The 16396-nt window shown below is 53.4% G+C and carries 9 protein-coding genes, 2 tRNA genes and 3 rRNA genes; 7 read left to right on the forward strand and 7 right to left on the reverse strand.

From position 1 onward, the window contains the following. Nucleotides 1–15: 15 nt before the first annotated feature. From phnC to SP99_RS01760, 3 genes are all read right to left on the reverse strand, one after another. Nucleotides 16–804 (reverse strand): phosphonate ABC transporter ATP-binding protein, encoded by a 789-nt coding sequence (gene phnC, locus SP99_RS01750; RefSeq protein ID WP_047957572.1) that lies wholly within the window; start codon nucleotides 802–804, stop codon nucleotides 16–18. Between the two features lie 173 nt (nucleotides 805–977). Beyond that, nucleotides 978–1421 carry a VOC family metalloprotein YjdN gene (yjdN, locus tag SP99_RS01755; RefSeq protein ID WP_047957573.1) on the reverse strand — a complete coding sequence of 148 codons (444 nt, stop codon included), beginning with the start codon at nucleotides 1419–1421 and terminating at the stop codon, nucleotides 978–980. Between the two features lie 123 nt (nucleotides 1422–1544). After that, nucleotides 1545–1880, reverse strand: a complete 336-nt coding sequence (locus tag SP99_RS01760) for a zinc ribbon domain-containing protein YjdM (RefSeq protein WP_047957574.1) — start codon at nucleotides 1878–1880, stop codon at nucleotides 1545–1547. A 596-nt stretch (nucleotides 1881–2476) separates the two neighbouring features. Here SP99_RS01760 and crfC point away from each other — a divergent pair. After that, complete coding sequence (gene crfC / locus SP99_RS01765; protein WP_047957575.1) at nucleotides 2477–4831, forward strand: clamp-binding protein CrfC; 2355 nt, start codon at nucleotides 2477–2479, stop codon at nucleotides 4829–4831. Further along, complete coding sequence (locus SP99_RS01770) at nucleotides 4828–5703, forward strand: diguanylate cyclase regulator RdcB family protein (protein WP_047957576.1); 876 nt, start codon at nucleotides 4828–4830, stop codon at nucleotides 5701–5703. Before crfC ends, SP99_RS01770 begins: the two co-directional genes overlap by 4 nt. 64 nt (nucleotides 5704–5767) lie before the next feature. Here SP99_RS01770 and kdgT read toward each other — a convergent pair whose 3' ends face one another. Next, nucleotides 5768–6760, reverse strand: coding sequence for a 2-keto-3-deoxygluconate transporter (gene kdgT / locus SP99_RS01775; RefSeq protein WP_047957577.1), 993 nt, complete (start codon nucleotides 6758–6760; stop codon nucleotides 5768–5770). Nucleotides 6761–7409: 649 nt separating this feature from the next. Here kdgT and proP point away from each other — a divergent pair. Next, nucleotides 7410–8912 carry a glycine betaine/L-proline transporter ProP gene (proP, locus tag SP99_RS01780; protein ID WP_045285521.1) on the forward strand — a complete coding sequence of 501 codons (1503 nt, stop codon included), beginning with the start codon at nucleotides 7410–7412 and terminating at the stop codon, nucleotides 8910–8912. A 34-nt stretch (nucleotides 8913–8946) separates the two neighbouring features. Here proP and SP99_RS01785 read toward each other — a convergent pair whose 3' ends face one another. Next, nucleotides 8947–9900 (reverse strand): nickel/cobalt transporter, encoded by a 954-nt coding sequence (locus SP99_RS01785; RefSeq protein WP_047957578.1) that lies wholly within the window; start codon nucleotides 9898–9900, stop codon nucleotides 8947–8949. A 500-nt stretch (nucleotides 9901–10400) separates the two neighbouring features. Here SP99_RS01785 and SP99_RS01790 point away from each other — a divergent pair. The 4 genes from SP99_RS01790 (at nucleotide 10401) to rrf (ending at nucleotide 15373) form a co-directional block, all read left to right on the forward strand. Next, nucleotides 10401–11940: ribosomal RNA gene (locus SP99_RS01790) — 16S ribosomal RNA — on the forward strand. Nucleotides 11941–12025: 85 nt separating this feature from the next. Next, nucleotides 12026–12101 (forward strand) — tRNA-Glu (locus SP99_RS01795). 182 nt (nucleotides 12102–12283) lie between these two features. Beyond that, nucleotides 12284–15187, forward strand: a 23S ribosomal RNA gene (locus SP99_RS01800). 70 nt (nucleotides 15188–15257) lie between these two features. Further along, nucleotides 15258–15373: ribosomal RNA gene (gene rrf / locus SP99_RS01805) — 5S ribosomal RNA — on the forward strand. The 16S, 23S and 5S rRNA genes sit together here with 1 tRNA gene alongside, the layout of an rRNA operon. 229 nt (nucleotides 15374–15602) lie before the next feature. Here the strand turns inward: rrf and SP99_RS01810 are convergent. Then, nucleotides 15603–15678, reverse strand: a tRNA-Phe gene (locus tag SP99_RS01810). A 118-nt stretch (nucleotides 15679–15796) separates the two neighbouring features. Then, nucleotides 15797–16372 (reverse strand): transcriptional regulator, encoded by a 576-nt coding sequence (locus tag SP99_RS01815; RefSeq protein WP_025758219.1) that lies wholly within the window; start codon nucleotides 16370–16372, stop codon nucleotides 15797–15799. Between the last annotated feature and the right edge of the window lie 24 nt (nucleotides 16373–16396).

A 16396-nucleotide genomic window follows, 5' to 3' on the forward strand; every position in this document is an offset into this window, starting at 1 on the left:
TCGGATCGGGTTTAATTAAGCAGCCTGCGCGTTCTCTTCGACGCGGTTCATGCTGCGGTAGAGATGGTCAAAACGGTCGTTATCAAACTGATGGCTCGCGCCATCAAAGAACACGTGTCCCTGACGCAGGGCGACGATGCGTTGGCAGTAGCGCAGGGCGTAATCCACCTGATGCAGCGTGACCACCACGGTGATGCCGTCGTTCTGGTTAATGTCGTACAGGGTCTCCATCACGATGCGGGCGGACTCCGGGTCCAGCGAGGCGATGGGTTCGTCAGCGAGAATGATGTGCGCTTTCTGCATCAGGGCGCGGGCGATGGCGACGCGCTGCTGTTGTCCACCGGACAGGGTGGAGACGCGCTGGTGGGCGAAATGCGCCATGCCGACGCGGGTCAGCGCCTGTAAGGCTTCCTGCTTCTGGGACGGAGAGAACCAGCGCAGACAGGTGCGCCAGAACGGGGTGCTGCCGAGTGCACCAATCAGCACGTTCTCCAGCACCGTCAGGCGGTTTACCAGGTTGAACTGCTGGAAGATGTAGCCGGTCCGGGCGCGGCTCTTGCGGATATCGCTCGCCAGACGACCGGCGCGCTGTACGGTATTACCCAGCAGCTCGACGTGGCTTTCCGGCGTGTTATCGCCGGTAATAAGCCCGCTTAAATGGCGCAGAAGGGTGGATTTACCTGAACCGGATGGCCCCAGCAGCGCCACCATCTCGCCCTGCCGGACGGTGAGATCAACGGCGTGCAGAGCCTTGTTGTGATTGAAGGTCTTGCTCAGTTTCTCGACGCGGATGACGGTTTGCATGTGCTGGGCCTCACGATAAATGTGGCCTCATGCTGGCGCATCAATGTGACATTTGGGTTAAGTGCAGGTTGCGGGAGTTTGAAGAGTTGAAGTGAAAGCGATGACAGTCACTGTAGGCCCGGTCAGCGCAGCGCCACCGGACGCTGTTGCCGGCTGCGCTGCGCTTATCCGGCCTACGACGTTTGGTGTTGCTTCACGACATTAATCATCCACGGCACGCCGTATTTGTCGGTGACTTTACCGAAACCGTGAGCCCAGAAGGTTTCCTGCCAGGGCATATCGACATTGCCGCCTGCGGCAAGGTTGTCGAACCAGCGTTTGCCTTCATTGACGTCCTGGGTGTCGAGAACCAGCGTAAAACCGGCATACTGCGCGTTGCTGCCGGGCGGCATCCCGTCGCTCATCATGATATCGCTGCCCGCAATGCGGACGTTGGAGTGGGCGATAGCCGAATCCGGAAATTGCATACCGGACGGGCAACCTTCTTCGCTGTTATCGCTTTTTGGCATTTCGCCGAAAGTGATCTTGTAGAGGAGCTCCGCGCCGACGGCTTGCTGATAAAAGGCAGTGGCCTCTGCACAGTTGCCGGCGAAAGAGATGTAGGGACTTAACGGCATAATCTTTACCTCACGTAAGAAAAGCCCATTAAGTTTAGTTCTTTTTTAGTAGGCCGGATAAGCGTAGCGCATCCAGCAAAAGCGCCCGGTGGCGCTGCGCTTACCGGTCCTGGAGGTGAAAAATCAGTTCTTTTTCACAAACTCCGATTTCAGTTTCATCGGGCCAAAACCGTCAATTTTACAGTCGATATTATGATCGCCTTCAACCAGACGGATATTCTTCACTTTGGTGCCGATCTTCAGCATGGAGGAGCTGCCTTTAACCTTCAGATCTTTAATGACGGTAACACTGTCGCCGTCCGCCAGCAGATTGCCGTTCGCATCTTTTACAACAAGCGCATCGGCGTCCTGTGCTGGCTCGGCATCATTCCATTCGTGCGCGCATTCCGGGCAGATGTACATGCCATTATCTTCATAGGTGTATTCAGAATTGCATTTCGGGCAGTGTGGGAGTTGCATATCGGTATCCTCAGAAAGTGTAAACGCGCTGGAAAGTGCCAGCAAAATGACGGCAGCGTGCCGAAAAAGGCGGCAAGTATAACGCAAATCCACACGGTTGTCGGTGATATTGTGAATTAAAAAAAATGCCACAAGCGTGTCGGGAGTGACACTTTATGTCAGTCAGTTAAGCGATGCTGACGTCATTAACACGTTGGGAAGAAATGGCGCGAAATATATCGAATATTTTATTGCAGCAAATTGCTACGCACCTCCATTTCGGATAAGGTGAAGCAACACATTGTTATTTATCTCCGGACTTTGCTGCCATACATATCTTATGGCTGTAGAACATTACCTCTCTTTTTAGGTGGGTAAATAATGGTGATATATCCTGAAGTTTCTTAAAAATGGGCTACGCTTTTTTCTTTTGGCTATCAGGCCTGGAGAAGAGTTCTACACGCCATGCAAGGATAGTGAATTATTCCTGATTATCTTCAATCAGTTATATTTCGGCGAACATGTTTTCCACACGTAATCATATAAGCCTGAACAACATAATTAAAACCAGTGGCTTAATAAAAGTAATAAATTTGCGTTAAGGAAAGGCTTTTATCATGCACACACAGACCATTTTTGAATTAAGCCAGGAAGCTGAGCGTTTGTTACAGCTTGCTCTGCAAAATCTTGATACGTTGAAATCAATGCCGACTGCGATGCTGGAAAGCACAACGGCTGCCATCACGGGTGAAAAGAACAACGTTTTACCTTTGCATTTTAGTGCGCGCGGTGTCGATGCGCAGCAGGCGATGCTGAATAATGAATTACGAAAAATAACCCGGCTGGAAATGGTCCTGGCGATTGTCGGCACCATGAAAGCGGGCAAATCGACCACCATTAATGCAATTGTGGGTACCGAAGTATTGCCTAACCGCAATCGTCCCATGACGGCGCTTCCGACGTTGATTCGCCATACGCCGGGTCAGAAGGAGCCGGTGCTGCATTTCTCACACGCCTCGCCTATCGATGAACTGATCCAACTGCTGCAGAAAAAGCTTTGCGATTACGATCGCGCGAAGCTGGCCCAGCGTCTGGAAATTGATAAAGACATGAATACGCTGCTGGAGCGTATTGAAAAAGGGGAAGCCTTTGAGAAGCATCACCTGGGGGCACAGCCGATCTTCCATTGTCTGAAAAGCCTTAACGATCTGGTGAGGCTCTCCCAAGCGTTAGGGGTCGAATTTCCGTTCTCTGAATATGCGGCTATCGAACATATCCCGGTGATTGAAGTGGAGTTCGTGCATCTCGCGGGGCTGGATGCACATCTCGGGCAACTGACGCTGCTCGATACGCCCGGGCCTAATGAGGCCGGACAACCGCATCTGCAAAAAATGCTCAGCGAACAGTTGTCCCGCGCGTCGGCGGTGCTGGCGGTGATGGATTATACCCAGCTTAAATCCATATCAGATGAAGAGGTCCGTCAGGCGATTTCCGCGGCGGGTAAATCCGTGCCGCTGTATGCGCTGGTCAATAAATTCGATCAGAAAGATCGTAACAGCGACGATGAAGAACAGGTCCGGGCGATGATCTCCGGTACCTTAATGAAAGGCAATATTTCGCCCGGCCAAATCTACCCCGTTTCGTCCATGTGGGCGTATCTGGCGAACCGCGCTCGCAACGAGATGAATACGCACGGGCAACTGCCGGATCATCAGGAGCAACCGTGGGTGCAGGATTTTGCCGAAGCGGCGCTGGGACGTCGCTGGCGCACGGCGGACCTGGACGATATTGATCATGTTCGTCATTCTGCCGATTTGCTCTGGGAAGATTCGCTCTTTGAACAACCGATCCGCAAGCTGATTTACGCCGCCTATGCTAATGCCTCGCTATTCGCTCTGCGTTCGGCCTCGCATAAGTTGCTCAACTACGCCCAAAATGCCCGGGAGTATCTCGACTTCCGCTATCAGGGGCTGACGGTAGCCTTTGAGGCGCTGGAACTCAATATCGCACGCCTGGAAGAGGACATGGCGCTTCTGCAGACCCGTCAGCGCGTGGTGAGCGATGAGGTGAAACATGAGGTTGAGCAGGCGCTAAACGCTACCGCGGACTTTATGGTGTCGCAAAAAACGGCGCTGCATCAGGCGATGGGTGATGTATTCAGCGCGCACCATATTCTTGAGTTAGCCGGTATCGACGGGTTGAATCACCGTATTGACGAGCCGCACGAGCTGAAGCAGCTGGTGCTGGACGACGAGGGGCAGGCGCAGATCGCGCTGAGTAAAATCCGCTCTTCCTGCGAGCTTATCATGCTGGATGCGCAGAGGAAGATCGGCCGGGAACTGGCGTTACGCTTCGATCAGCTGGAGTCGACGCTGGCGAGGTCCCTGAATGAAGCGATGCGTCCCATTGAAACGCGTATCAAAGAGCACCTGAGCCATGCGGGTTTTCGGGCGCGGATCAGTTTCCCGGCGTTTCAGGCGAGCCAGCTCAACTTTAATACGCAGGCACTGTTTAACGATGCCATTGCCCAGGATGACAGCCAGGCAGGTCAGCCATCCGGCGGGGGCGGTATGCGTGAAACGGTCTCTCGCTGGCTCAATAATCCGGGCTGGGGCTGGGATGATTATGTGGAAACGCGCACGCGCTATGTTATCGACATTGCACAGCTTCATGAAAAAGTTAAGCAACATATTGAGCAGTTTTGTGAACAAATACGTAAAGCTTTGTCCGCGCAGGTCGATGTCTCTGTTACGGCAGGAATGGCAACGTTCTTTGCAGAATTTTCGTTGTGCCTGACCGGGTTACAGGAAAGCTTGCGTGATAGCCTCGCAGTGCGCCAACAAAATGAGCATTCAACCCGAGCGCTCTGCCAGTTGTTGAAGCAAAGTATCACTACTGCGACGTGGATTCAGGAAGATACCCGACTGTTACGCGATGATATTCAAACTCTATTCGCGGCAGAGCAACCATGACAACACCACTACTGGATGGCCCCGGGCGAACGCTGGAGTGTATTCATCCAAAATTTATGGTCGATCTGGTGCAGGGGGTAGACGCAGCGCGTCATCCCCACCCTGGACCACAACAGCTGCAGTTTCGTGAGCGGTTGACGCAGGAAATTATGACCCGTACCCGGCTACGCCCGTGGGCGATGGCGGGGATGCTCAATGAAAATGCGGCGCTGCGTCTCGGCCTGGCGGAAAAACTGGCCGGCATGCTGGACCCGGGCCATCTCGCCCTGACGCTGATGGCGGAGAAGCTGATGGCGCTGCGCCAGCAGGCTCATCCGCGTGCCCAGCAGGCACCGGGGCTGATGCAGCAGTACGCCGAACTTTCTACTCATTTTACCCAACGGGCAGCTTATAAAGAAAAGGCCCTGACCCAGCGCGGGCTAACGGTGCAGGCGGGTGAGCACAGCGAGCAGATTTTTACCCGCTGGCGGGCCGGGCACTATGATGGCTGGTCGCTGGCTGGTCGCTGTTTTATCGTCCTGAAAGAGCTTTGCTGGGGGCCATTTGGCGACGCCTGCCGCCTCGCTAACGAAGATGTGGCGGCCATGCTCAAGGATAACCTGCGCAGTATGGCGGCAAACTATCTGGCACAGGGGATTAATGCCTCTCCCACGACCCGCCATTTCTATCACCAGTGGCTGACAACACCGGCGTCTCCGGGCTTAATCGATCATAAAGACATGCTGGGCTGGCTGGGGGACTGGTGTCAGGCGGATAAACATCCGGTGAGCTGGTCAGTGACGCAGAACTGGCAGACCGTCGCGCTGGGGATGCCGAGGCTCTGTTCAGCAAAACGGCTGGTGGACGGGATGGTGGACGAGATTTTTGGGTGAATTCTTTACCCCCTCACCCTGACCCTCTCCCCGGAGGGGAGAGGGGATGGCCTGGTGCGGTGTGTTAATGGCGGAGTTCTACCGCTTTTCGTTCGATGTCCTGTTCCGGGACACTTGCGTAGCGTTTCGCATACAGCGCGGTGATGATGGGCACCAGAATCGCAGTGACAATCACGCTGGCGGCAACCAGTGCTGTCGCGGAAGCGGCCACCGGTTCGAAAGCCGGGTTAATCTGGGCAATAATCACCGGATTGGCGACGGCTGCGCCTGCGGCTGAAGAGGCGGCGACGCCCGCCGTACCGTTTCCTCCCCCGATAACGCGGTCAGCAATCACCAGCGGAATACCGGTGATGACGATCACGGCAACACCCAGCACAATACCCAGCAGTCCGGTATCGAGAATGACCTTCAGGTTGATGGTATTCCCCAGCGCGAAGCCGAAGAACGGGATCAGCACCGGCGTGGCTTTGCTGAAGAAATCACGCAGATCGTGGTCCAGATTGCCCAGTGCGAAACCGACCAGGAAAGGCAGGATCGCGCCGACAAAATGGTGGGGTTCAAAAGAGGCCAGGCCTGCAGAGCCCAGTATAAGCATCGTCACCAGCGGGCCGGACTCCAGAGACATCAGGACAAAGGCACCAGACTCTTCTTTCGTCCCGTACTGGTTCATCAGGCTGGCGTACAACCCGCCGTTGGTCATATCCATCGCGGAGACAATCGCCAGCACCGATAAACCGGCAAAGAATCCGTTCTGAATTCCATTCTCCGGAATGAACATCGCGCATATCATTGCCACACTCCAGGCAACCGCTATTTTGGTTATCACCAGCGTACCGGATTTCCGTAATACCGTACCCGTCGCCCGCAAATTAATGGATGCGCCAATACAAAAAAACCAGACGGCAAGAATGGGAACCGTACCCGTAATCATTCCTTTTGTAAAACCACCGAAATAAGCCCCGGTATCAGGAGCCAGGGTATTCAGGATGGCTCCCAGTACCAGCGGAACCAGCATCATACCGCCAGGTATGCGTTCTATCGTGGCTTTAATCTTCATAGACAAACCTCACATCTGATCCCGCATGGCGGGTGATAGGTGTTAAAAATTAGTCATTAAATTCAATCTGTTGCCGTTTGTGTCCGCGATCGTGTTTTTAATGGCCCGGCAACAAAATGAACTGAGTACGCTCGCGTAACCTCAGCCGAAAAGAGATAAAACGTTATGTTCGGATTTATCATGCGATCATTGGAATATCGATTCAATGAAAATAAAACATCGTTTTAGTTATCTTTGTCACATATTCAATGCAAAGCTAAGGGCAGATTCCTGACGATGGAAAATTATGTGAGTTGGGTATGAATTAATGGGGTTCGTTTTTTTGATGAGAAGGGATTAATAACGTGTGTGAGGCTGCTTTTCAGGCGGACTGAGAAAGTGCCTATTTGCGCTCCTTGACAAAAATTAGCGTGGGTTGACCGAGCACAGAAATATGTGTGAAGTTGATCACAAATATAAACGCTGGTAGGGTAAAAAGGTCATTAACTGCCCAGACAGGCGTCAACAGGTTCGGTTGTATCGACGTAAAACGTCAATGTAAGTAAACCTGCTACGCTTGAATAAGGCGATTCGCATGGAGCGGATCCCATGGTTCACAGAACGCAAACTGGACTGTGAAACAGACAGGGCCGAGTCAACGAGGATAGCTATGCTGAGAAGGAAAAAGATTAAACCCATTACGCTTCGCGACGTCACCATTATTGATGACGCAAAACTGCGTAAAGCCATTACCGCAGCCTCGCTCGGTAATGCGATGGAATGGTTCGATTTTGGTGTCTACGGCTTTGTGGCCTACGCGTTAGGTAAAGTATTTTTCCCCGGTGCCGACCCCAGCCTGCAGATGATTGCCGCCCTGGGTACGTTCTCCGTTCCCTTCCTGATCCGTCCGCTGGGCGGTCTGTTTTTCGGTATGCTCGGCGATAAATATGGTCGCCAGAAGATCCTGGCCATTACCATCGTCATTATGTCGATCAGTACATTCTGTATCGGCCTTATCCCGTCTTATGCCTCCATCGGCATCTGGGCACCGATTCTGCTGCTGATTTGTAAGATGGCGCAGGGCTTCTCGGTAGGGGGGGAATATACCGGGGCATCGATCTTTGTTGCTGAATACTCCCCGGACCGTAAGCGCGGGTTTATGGGAAGCTGGCTGGACTTCGGCTCGATTGCCGGGTTTGTTCTGGGCGCGGGCGTGGTGGTACTGATTTCAACCGTGGTGGGGGAAGAGAACTTCCTCGACTGGGGCTGGCGTATTCCATTCTTCCTGGCGCTGCCGCTGGGGATCATTGGCCTCTATCTCCGTCATGCGCTTGAAGAGACGCCTGCGTTCCAGCAGCACGTTGATAAGCTTGAGCAGGGCGATCGCGAAGGGCTGCAGGATGGTCCGAAGGTGTCGTTCAAAGAGATCGCCACTAAGCACTGGCGGAGCCTGCTGGTCTGTATCGGTCTGGTGATCTCCACCAACGTGACCTATTACATGCTGCTGACCTACATGCCGAGCTATCTGTCGCATAACCTGCATTACTCGGAAGATCACGGTGTGCTGATCATTATCGCCATCATGGTGGGTATGCTGTTTGTGCAGCCGATTATGGGCCTGTTGAGTGACCGCTTTGGTCGTCGACCGTTCATTATTCTGGGAAGCGTTGCGCTGTTTGCCCTCGCCATCCCGGCATTTATTCTGATCAACAGTAATGTCCTGGGGCTGATTTTTGCCGGTTTGCTGATGTTGGCGGTGATCCTTAACTGCTTTATCGGGGTGATGGCCTCAACATTGCCTGCGATGTTCCCGACGCACATTCGCTACAGTGCGCTGGCTGCGGCCTTTAATATCTCGGTACTGATTGCCGGTCTGACCCCGACGCTTGCCGCTTCACTGGTGGAGAGCACGCAGAACCTGATGATGCCAGCTTATTACCTGATGGTGATCGCGGTGATTGGTTTGATTACGGGTCTTACCATGAAGGAGACCGCGAATCGACCTCTGAAAGGCGCAACGCCTGCGGCATCGGATATACAGGAAGCGAAAGAGATCCTCCGTGAGCACTACGATAGCGTAGAGCAGAAGATCGAGGATATTGACGCAGAGATTGAAGAACTGCAGAAGAAACGCTCCCGACTGGTGGACCAGCATCCACGCATCAACGAGTAATAAAAAAACCCGCCGCTGGCGGGTTTTTCTTTTATTAGCATCCTGCGGCGATGTAGTCGCCATTGGCGCTTATGGGGATCACCGTCAGGAACAGCACCGTCGCGAACAGGATCAGGGCTATCCCTCCGGCTATTTTGACTGCCGGCACCAGCCATCTTAATGACGTGCTTTCTCCGAACCAGGTCACCGTGCGTTCACGGGCGTAACGTACAGCCAGTGAAAGCCCCATAATCGACAGCGCTGTGCCCAGCGACATGGTCATGACCGCGGCCATTCCCCAGGTGACTATGCCCAGCGCGTTCGAGAACATCAGGATCATGATTGCCCCGCTACACGGACGCGCGCCGATCGCCAGGATCACCCCCAGACGGGTTTTCCAGTCGCCCTGCGTCAGGTCTGCGCCTACACCGTGATGGCCGCAGCCACAGTGTTCATCATGCTGATGAAGAGGCTTAATGGCGGACACCGTCATCCTGCGCGGGCGCAGGCTCTTCAGCGCCTGGTAAATGACGAAGGCCCCAAATGCGCCAATAAGCACAGCGCTTATCTTCTCAACATACCAGCGGCTGGTACTGATATCCCCGGACGCAAGGTTAAACCCGACAGCCAGAATAAAGACAAACAGTATGGCGCTGACGCCTTGCATCAGGCTACCCAGGAAGGGGATGACCCGGGCGGCCAGCTCGCTTTCTTTATTTGTCGTCAGGTAGGTCGTCACGATGAACTTTCCGTGTCCGGGACCAATGGCGTGCAGAACGCCATAAAGGAAAGCCCCCGTTAGTAACCATAATCCGCCGCTGTACTGGTGGTTATTAAGCTGCAGCAGATACATCACCAGATAACGGTGCAGCGTAATTTGCGTGGCAAGACACCACTGGATAAAAGCGTTCCAGTGGCTATGCAGGGTAAATCCGGCAAAGAGGATCGCCAGCAGCATCAACCCCGCTGTAGGGAGACGCCAGTCACGGGCGAGGCGTTGTGTGGTCATGAGGATGAGCCTGCACAGAGGAGAGTATTTGCCGCTAGTATAGTTGATCTTCCTGTTCAATTCGTGGGATCGCATCGGGATCCGTTTATGATTGTGGATAACTTTGTGCATAAAAGGGTATAAGGCGGGGTTTTGCTGGGGAATGCAGCAGTCAGTCATTTTTTTGCAACTTTTCGGTTGCGGTCGCTCGGTAACTCCCTATAATGCGCCTCCATCGACACGGCGGATGTGAATCACTTCACAAACAGCCCGGTCGGTTGAAGAGAAAAAATCCTGCAATAACGGGTTGACTCTGAAAGAGGAAAGCGTAATATACGCCACCTCGCAACGGTGAGCGAAAGCCGCGTTGCAACTGCTCTTTAACAATTTATCAGACAATCTGTGTGGGCACTCAAAGTGACATGGATTCTTAACGTCGAAAGACGAAAAATGAATACCAAGTCTCAACGAGTGAACACGTAATTCATTACGAAGTTTAATTCAATGAGCATCAAACTTTTAAATTGAAGAGTTTGATCATGGCTCAGATTGAACGCTGGCGGCAGGCCTAACACATGCAAGTCGAACGGTAGCACAGAGAGCTTGCTCTCGGGTGACGAGTGGCGGACGGGTGAGTAATGTCTGGGAAACTGCCTGATGGAGGGGGATAACTACTGGAAACGGTAGCTAATACCGCATAACGTCGCAAGACCAAAGAGGGGGACCTTCGGGCCTCTTGCCATCAGATGTGCCCAGATGGGATTAGCTAGTAGGTGGGGTAACGGCTCACCTAGGCGACGATCCCTAGCTGGTCTGAGAGGATGACCAGCCACACTGGAACTGAGACACGGTCCAGACTCCTACGGGAGGCAGCAGTGGGGAATATTGCACAATGGGCGCAAGCCTGATGCAGCCATGCCGCGTGTATGAAGAAGGCCTTCGGGTTGTAAAGTACTTTCAGCGGGGAGGAAGGTGTTGAGGTTAATAACCTCAGCAATTGACGTTACCCGCAGAAGAAGCACCGGCTAACTCCGTGCCAGCAGCCGCGGTAATACGGAGGGTGCAAGCGTTAATCGGAATTACTGGGCGTAAAGCGCACGCAGGCGGTCTGTCAAGTCGGATGTGAAATCCCCGGGCTCAACCTGGGAACTGCATTCGAAACTGGCAGGCTAGAGTCTTGTAGAGGGGGGTAGAATTCCAGGTGTAGCGGTGAAATGCGTAGAGATCTGGAGGAATACCGGTGGCGAAGGCGGCCCCCTGGTCAAAGACTGACGCTCAGGTGCGAAAGCGTGGGGAGCAAACAGGATTAGATACCCTGGTAGTCCACGCCGTAAACGATGTCGACTTGGAGGTTGTGCCCTTGAGGCGTGGCTTCCGGAGCTAACGCGTTAAGTCGACCGCCTGGGGAGTACGGCCGCAAGGTTAAAACTCAAATGAATTGACGGGGGCCCGCACAAGCGGTGGAGCATGTGGTTTAATTCGATGCAACGCGAAGAACCTTACCTACTCTTGACATCCAGAGAACTTAGCAGAGATGCTTTGGTGCCTTCGGGAACTCTGAGACAGGTGCTGCATGGCTGTCGTCAGCTCGTGTTGTGAAATGTTGGGTTAAGTCCCGCAACGAGCGCAACCCTTATCCTTTGTTGCCAGCGGTTAGGCCGGGAACTCAAAGGAGACTGCCAGTGATAAACTGGAGGAAGGTGGGGATGACGTCAAGTCATCATGGCCCTTACGAGTAGGGCTACACACGTGCTACAATGGCGCATACAAAGAGAAGCGACCTCGCGAGAGCAAGCGGACCTCATAAAGTGCGTCGTAGTCCGGATTGGAGTCTGCAACTCGACTCCATGAAGTCGGAATCGCTAGTAATCGTAGATCAGAATGCTACGGTGAATACGTTCCCGGGCCTTGTACACACCGCCCGTCACACCATGGGAGTGGGTTGCAAAAGAAGTAGGTAGCTTAACCTTCGGGAGGGCGCTTACCACTTTGTGATTCATGACTGGGGTGAAGTCGTAACAAGGTAACCGTAGGGGAACCTGCGGTTGGATCACCTCCTTACCTTAAAGAACCTGCCTTTGTAGTGCTCACACAGATTGTCTGATGAAAAGTAAATAGCAAGGCGTCTTGCGATTGAGACTGACACGTCCCCTTCGTCTAGAGGCCCAGGACACCGCCCTTTCACGGCGGTAACAGGGGTTCGAATCCCCTAGGGGACGCCACTTGCTGGTTCGTGAGTGAAAGTCACCTGCCGTCATATCTCAAAACTGACTTACGAGTCACGTTTGAGATATTTGCTCTTTAAAAATCTGGATCAAGCTGAAAATTGAAACGACACACATGTTATGTGTGTTCGAGTCTCTCAAATTTTCGCAATCAGAAGTGAAACATCTTCGGGTTGTGAGGTTAAGCGACTAAGCGTACACGGTGGATGCCCTGGCAGTCAGAGGCGATGAAGGACGTGCTAATCTGCGAAAAGCGCCGGCGAGGTGATATGAACCTTTGACCCGGCGATGTCCGAATGGGGAAACCCAGTGTGTTCCGACACACTATCGTTAACTGAATACATAGGTTAACGAGGCGAACCGGGGGAACTGAAACATCTAAGTACCCCGAGGAAAAGAAATCAACCGAGATTCCCCCAGTAGCGGCGAGCGAACGGGGAGCAGCCCAGAGTCTGAATCAGCTTGTGTGTTAGTGGAACGGTCTGGAAAGTCCGACGGTACAGGGTGATAGTCCCGTACACGAAAATGCACAGGCTGTGAACTCGAAGAGTAGGGCGGGACACGTGGTATCCTGTCTGAATATGGGGGGACCATCCTCCAAGGCTAAATACTCCTGACTGACCGATAGTGAACCAGTACCGTGAGGGAAAGGCGAAAAGAACCCCGGCGAGGGGAGTGAAAAAGAACCTGAAACCGTGTACGTACAAGCAGTGGGAGCACCTTCGGGTGTGACTGCGTACCTTTTGTATAATGGGTCAGCGACTTATATTCTGTAGCAAGGTTAACCGTATAGGGGAGCCGAAGGGAAACCGAGTCTTAACTGGGCGTTAAGTTGCAGGGTATAGACCCGAAACCCGGTGATCTAGCCATGGGCAGGTTGAAGGTTGGGTAACACTAACTGGAGGACCGAACCGACTAATGTTGAAAAATTAGCGGATGACTTGTGGCTGGGGGTGAAAGGCCAATCAAACCGGGAGATAGCTGGTTCTCCCCGAAAGCTATTTAGGTAGCGCCTCGTGAACTCATCTTCGGGGGTAGAGCACTGTTTCGGCTAGGGGGCCATCCCGGCTTACCAACCCGATGCAAACTACGAATACCGAAGAATGTTATCACGGGAGACACACGGCGGGTGCTAACGTCCGTCGTGAAGAGGGAAACAACCCAGACCGCCAGCTAAGGTCCCAAAGTCATGGTTAAGTGGGAAACGATGTGGGAAGGCACAGACAGCCAGGATGTTGGCTTAGAAGCAGCCATCATTTAAAGAAAGCGTAATAGCTCACTGGTCGAGTCGGCCTGCGCGGAAGATGTAACGGGGCTAAACCATGCACCGAAGCTGCGGCAGCGACACTATGTGTTGTTGGGTAGGGGAGCGTTCTGTAAGCCGTTGAAGGTGGCCTGTGAGGGTTGCTGGAGGTATCAGAAGTGCGAATGCTGACATAAGTAACGATAAAGCGGGTGAAAAGCCCGCTCGCCGGAAGACCAAGGGTTCCTGTCCAACGTTAATCGGGGCAGGGTGAGTCGACCCCTAAGGCGAGGCCGAAAGGCGTAGTCGATGGGAAACAGGTTAATATTCCTGTACTTGGTGTTACTGCGAAGGGGGGACGGAGAAGGCTATGTTAGCCGGGCGACGGTTGTCCCGGTTTAAGCATGTAGGCGGAACGATTAGGTAAATCCGGTCGTTTTTTAACGCTGAGGTGTGATGACGAGGCACTACGGTGCTGAAGTAACAAATGCCCTGCTTCCAGGAAAAGCCTCTAAGCATCAGGTAACATCAAATCGTACCCCAAACCGACACAGGTGGTCAGGTAGAGAATACCAAGGCGCTTGAGAGAACTCGGGTGAAGGAACTAGGCAAAATGGTGCCGTAACTTCGGGAGAAGGCACGCTGATATGTAGGTGAAGCCCCTGCGGGTGGAGCTGAAATCAGTCGAAGATACCAGCTGGCTGCAACTGTTTATTAAAAACACAGCACTGTGCAAACACGAAAGTGGACGTATACGGTGTGACGCCTGCCCGGTGCCGGAAGGTTAATTGATGGGGTTAGCGGCAACGCGAAGCTCTTGATCGAAGCCCCGGTAAACGGCGGCCGTAACTATAACGGTCCTAAGGTAGCGAAATTCCTTGTCGGGTAAGTTCCGACCTGCACGAATGGCGTAATGATGGCCAGGCTGTCTCCACCCGAGACTCAGTGAAATTGAACTCGCTGTGAAGATGCAGTGTACCCGCGGCAAGACGGAAAGACCCCGTGAACCTTTACTATAGCTTGACACTGAACACTGGTCCTTGATGTGTAGGATAGGTGGGAGGCTTTGAAGTGTGGACGCCAGTCTGCATGGAGCCGTCCTTGAAATACCACCCTTTAATGGCTGGTGTTCTAACGTAGACCCGTAATCCGGGTTGCGGACAGTGTCTGGTGGGTAGTTTGACTGGGGCGGTCTCCTCCCAAAGAGTAACGGAGGAGCACGAAGGTTAGCTAATCCTGGTCGGACATCAGGAGGTTAGTGCAATGGCATAAGCTAGCTTGACTGCGAGAGTGACGGCTCGAGCAGGTGCGAAAGCAGGTCATAGTGATCCGGTGGTTCTGAATGGAAGGGCCATCGCTCAACGGATAAAAGGTACTCCGGGGATAACAGGCTGATACCGCCCAAGAGTTCATATCGACGGCGGTGTTTGGCACCTCGATGTCGGCTCATCACATCCTGGGGCTGAAGTAGGTCCCAAGGGTATGGCTGTTCGCCATTTAAAGTGGTACGCGAGCTGGGTTTAGAACGTCGTGAGACAGTTCGGTCCCTATCTGCCGTGGGCGCTGGAGAATTGAGGGGGGCTGCTCCTAGTACGAGAGGACCGGAGTGGACGCATCACTGGTGTTCGGGTTGTCATGCCAATGGCACTGCCCGGTAGCTAAATGCGGAAGAGATAAGTGCTGAAAGCATCTAAGCACGAAACTTGCCCCGAGATGAGTTCTCCCTGAGCCTTTAAGGCTCCTGAAGGAACGTTGAAGACGACGACGTTGATAGGTCGGGTGTGTAAGCGCAGCGATGCGTTGAGCTAACCGATACTAATGAACCGTGAGGCTTAACCTTACAACGCCGAAGATGTTTTGGCGAAGAGACGACACAAGATTCAGCTTTGATACAGATTAAACAGAATTTGCCTGGCGGCTTTAGCGCGGTGGTCCCACCTGACCCCATGCCGAACTCAGAAGTGAAACGCCGTAGCGCCGATGGTAGTGTGGGGTCTCCCCATGTGAGAGTAGGGAACTGCCAGGCATCAATCAAGAAGAACCCCGTACCGTAAGGTGCGGGGTTTTTTGCTTTGGGCGTTAGAAAACACGTCGGATGACGGCTTCGCCTTATCCGGCCGACGAAACCTGCCGGCCCGGTAAGCGCAGCGCCACCGGGTATGGATCGCACAGCAAAGAGAAACAAGAATACTAAAGAAGGGATTTATAAACGCAGAAAAGCAAAAACCCAGCCATAGGCTGGGTTCTTTAAATAGTGGTGCCCGGACTCGGAATCGAACCAAGGACACGGGGATTTTCAATCCCCTGCTCTACCGACTGAGCTATCCGGGCAACGGAGCGCATTAAACCGTAATCGCGACCGGGCGTCAACACTATTTCGGGAAAAACGGTTCAACTGCTTAACTTTACGGCAATGTGCTGGCTTCTGCAGCAAAAAGCTAAACTACACTTACGTCAACGCCCCACCCATTCGGCACTGGGCAAAGCGCAGAATATCTTCCGCCAGGCGGTGGGCCGTATCCACATCGGCCTGGCTACGGTTCACCAGCATACGGCTCAGGCAGCCTTCCAGCACCAGCTCCATCTGTTTAGCTACCATTGCCGGGTCATCCACTTCCAGACGGGTCAGCAGCTCGTGAGTGAAGTCATGCGCTGCCCGTTTTTGCTGATCCGCCAACTGATGGATAGGGTGACCAGGATCGGGGAAATAGGTACAGGCGGCGATGAACAGACAACCCGGATAGCGGTTGTTGCTGACGCATTCGGTCAGGGCCGTATAGCGCGCCAGCAACTTTTGTTCCGCGGTCAGCTCTTCATTCAGCATCAGCTGCCTGCGCCAGACATCAACCTGCTGGCTGAGATAGCGCAGGGCATCATAAAGCAGTGCCTCTTTATCCGGCCAGAAGCGCTTAAGTTCATCTACGGGGTAATCGATACGGTCGGCTACCATCTCAAGCGTGGTGCTGGCGATCCCTTGAATCTCAAGTAATTGCAGGGCTTGTCCCAGTACGTCTTCGCGTTGCACGGTTTTCTCCTCCGCTATTCCCAA

It is taken from the genome of Enterobacter sp. BIDMC92, from assembly GCF_001030225.1.
Classification (GTDB): Bacteria; Pseudomonadota; Gammaproteobacteria; order Enterobacterales; family Enterobacteriaceae; genus Enterobacter; species Enterobacter sichuanensis.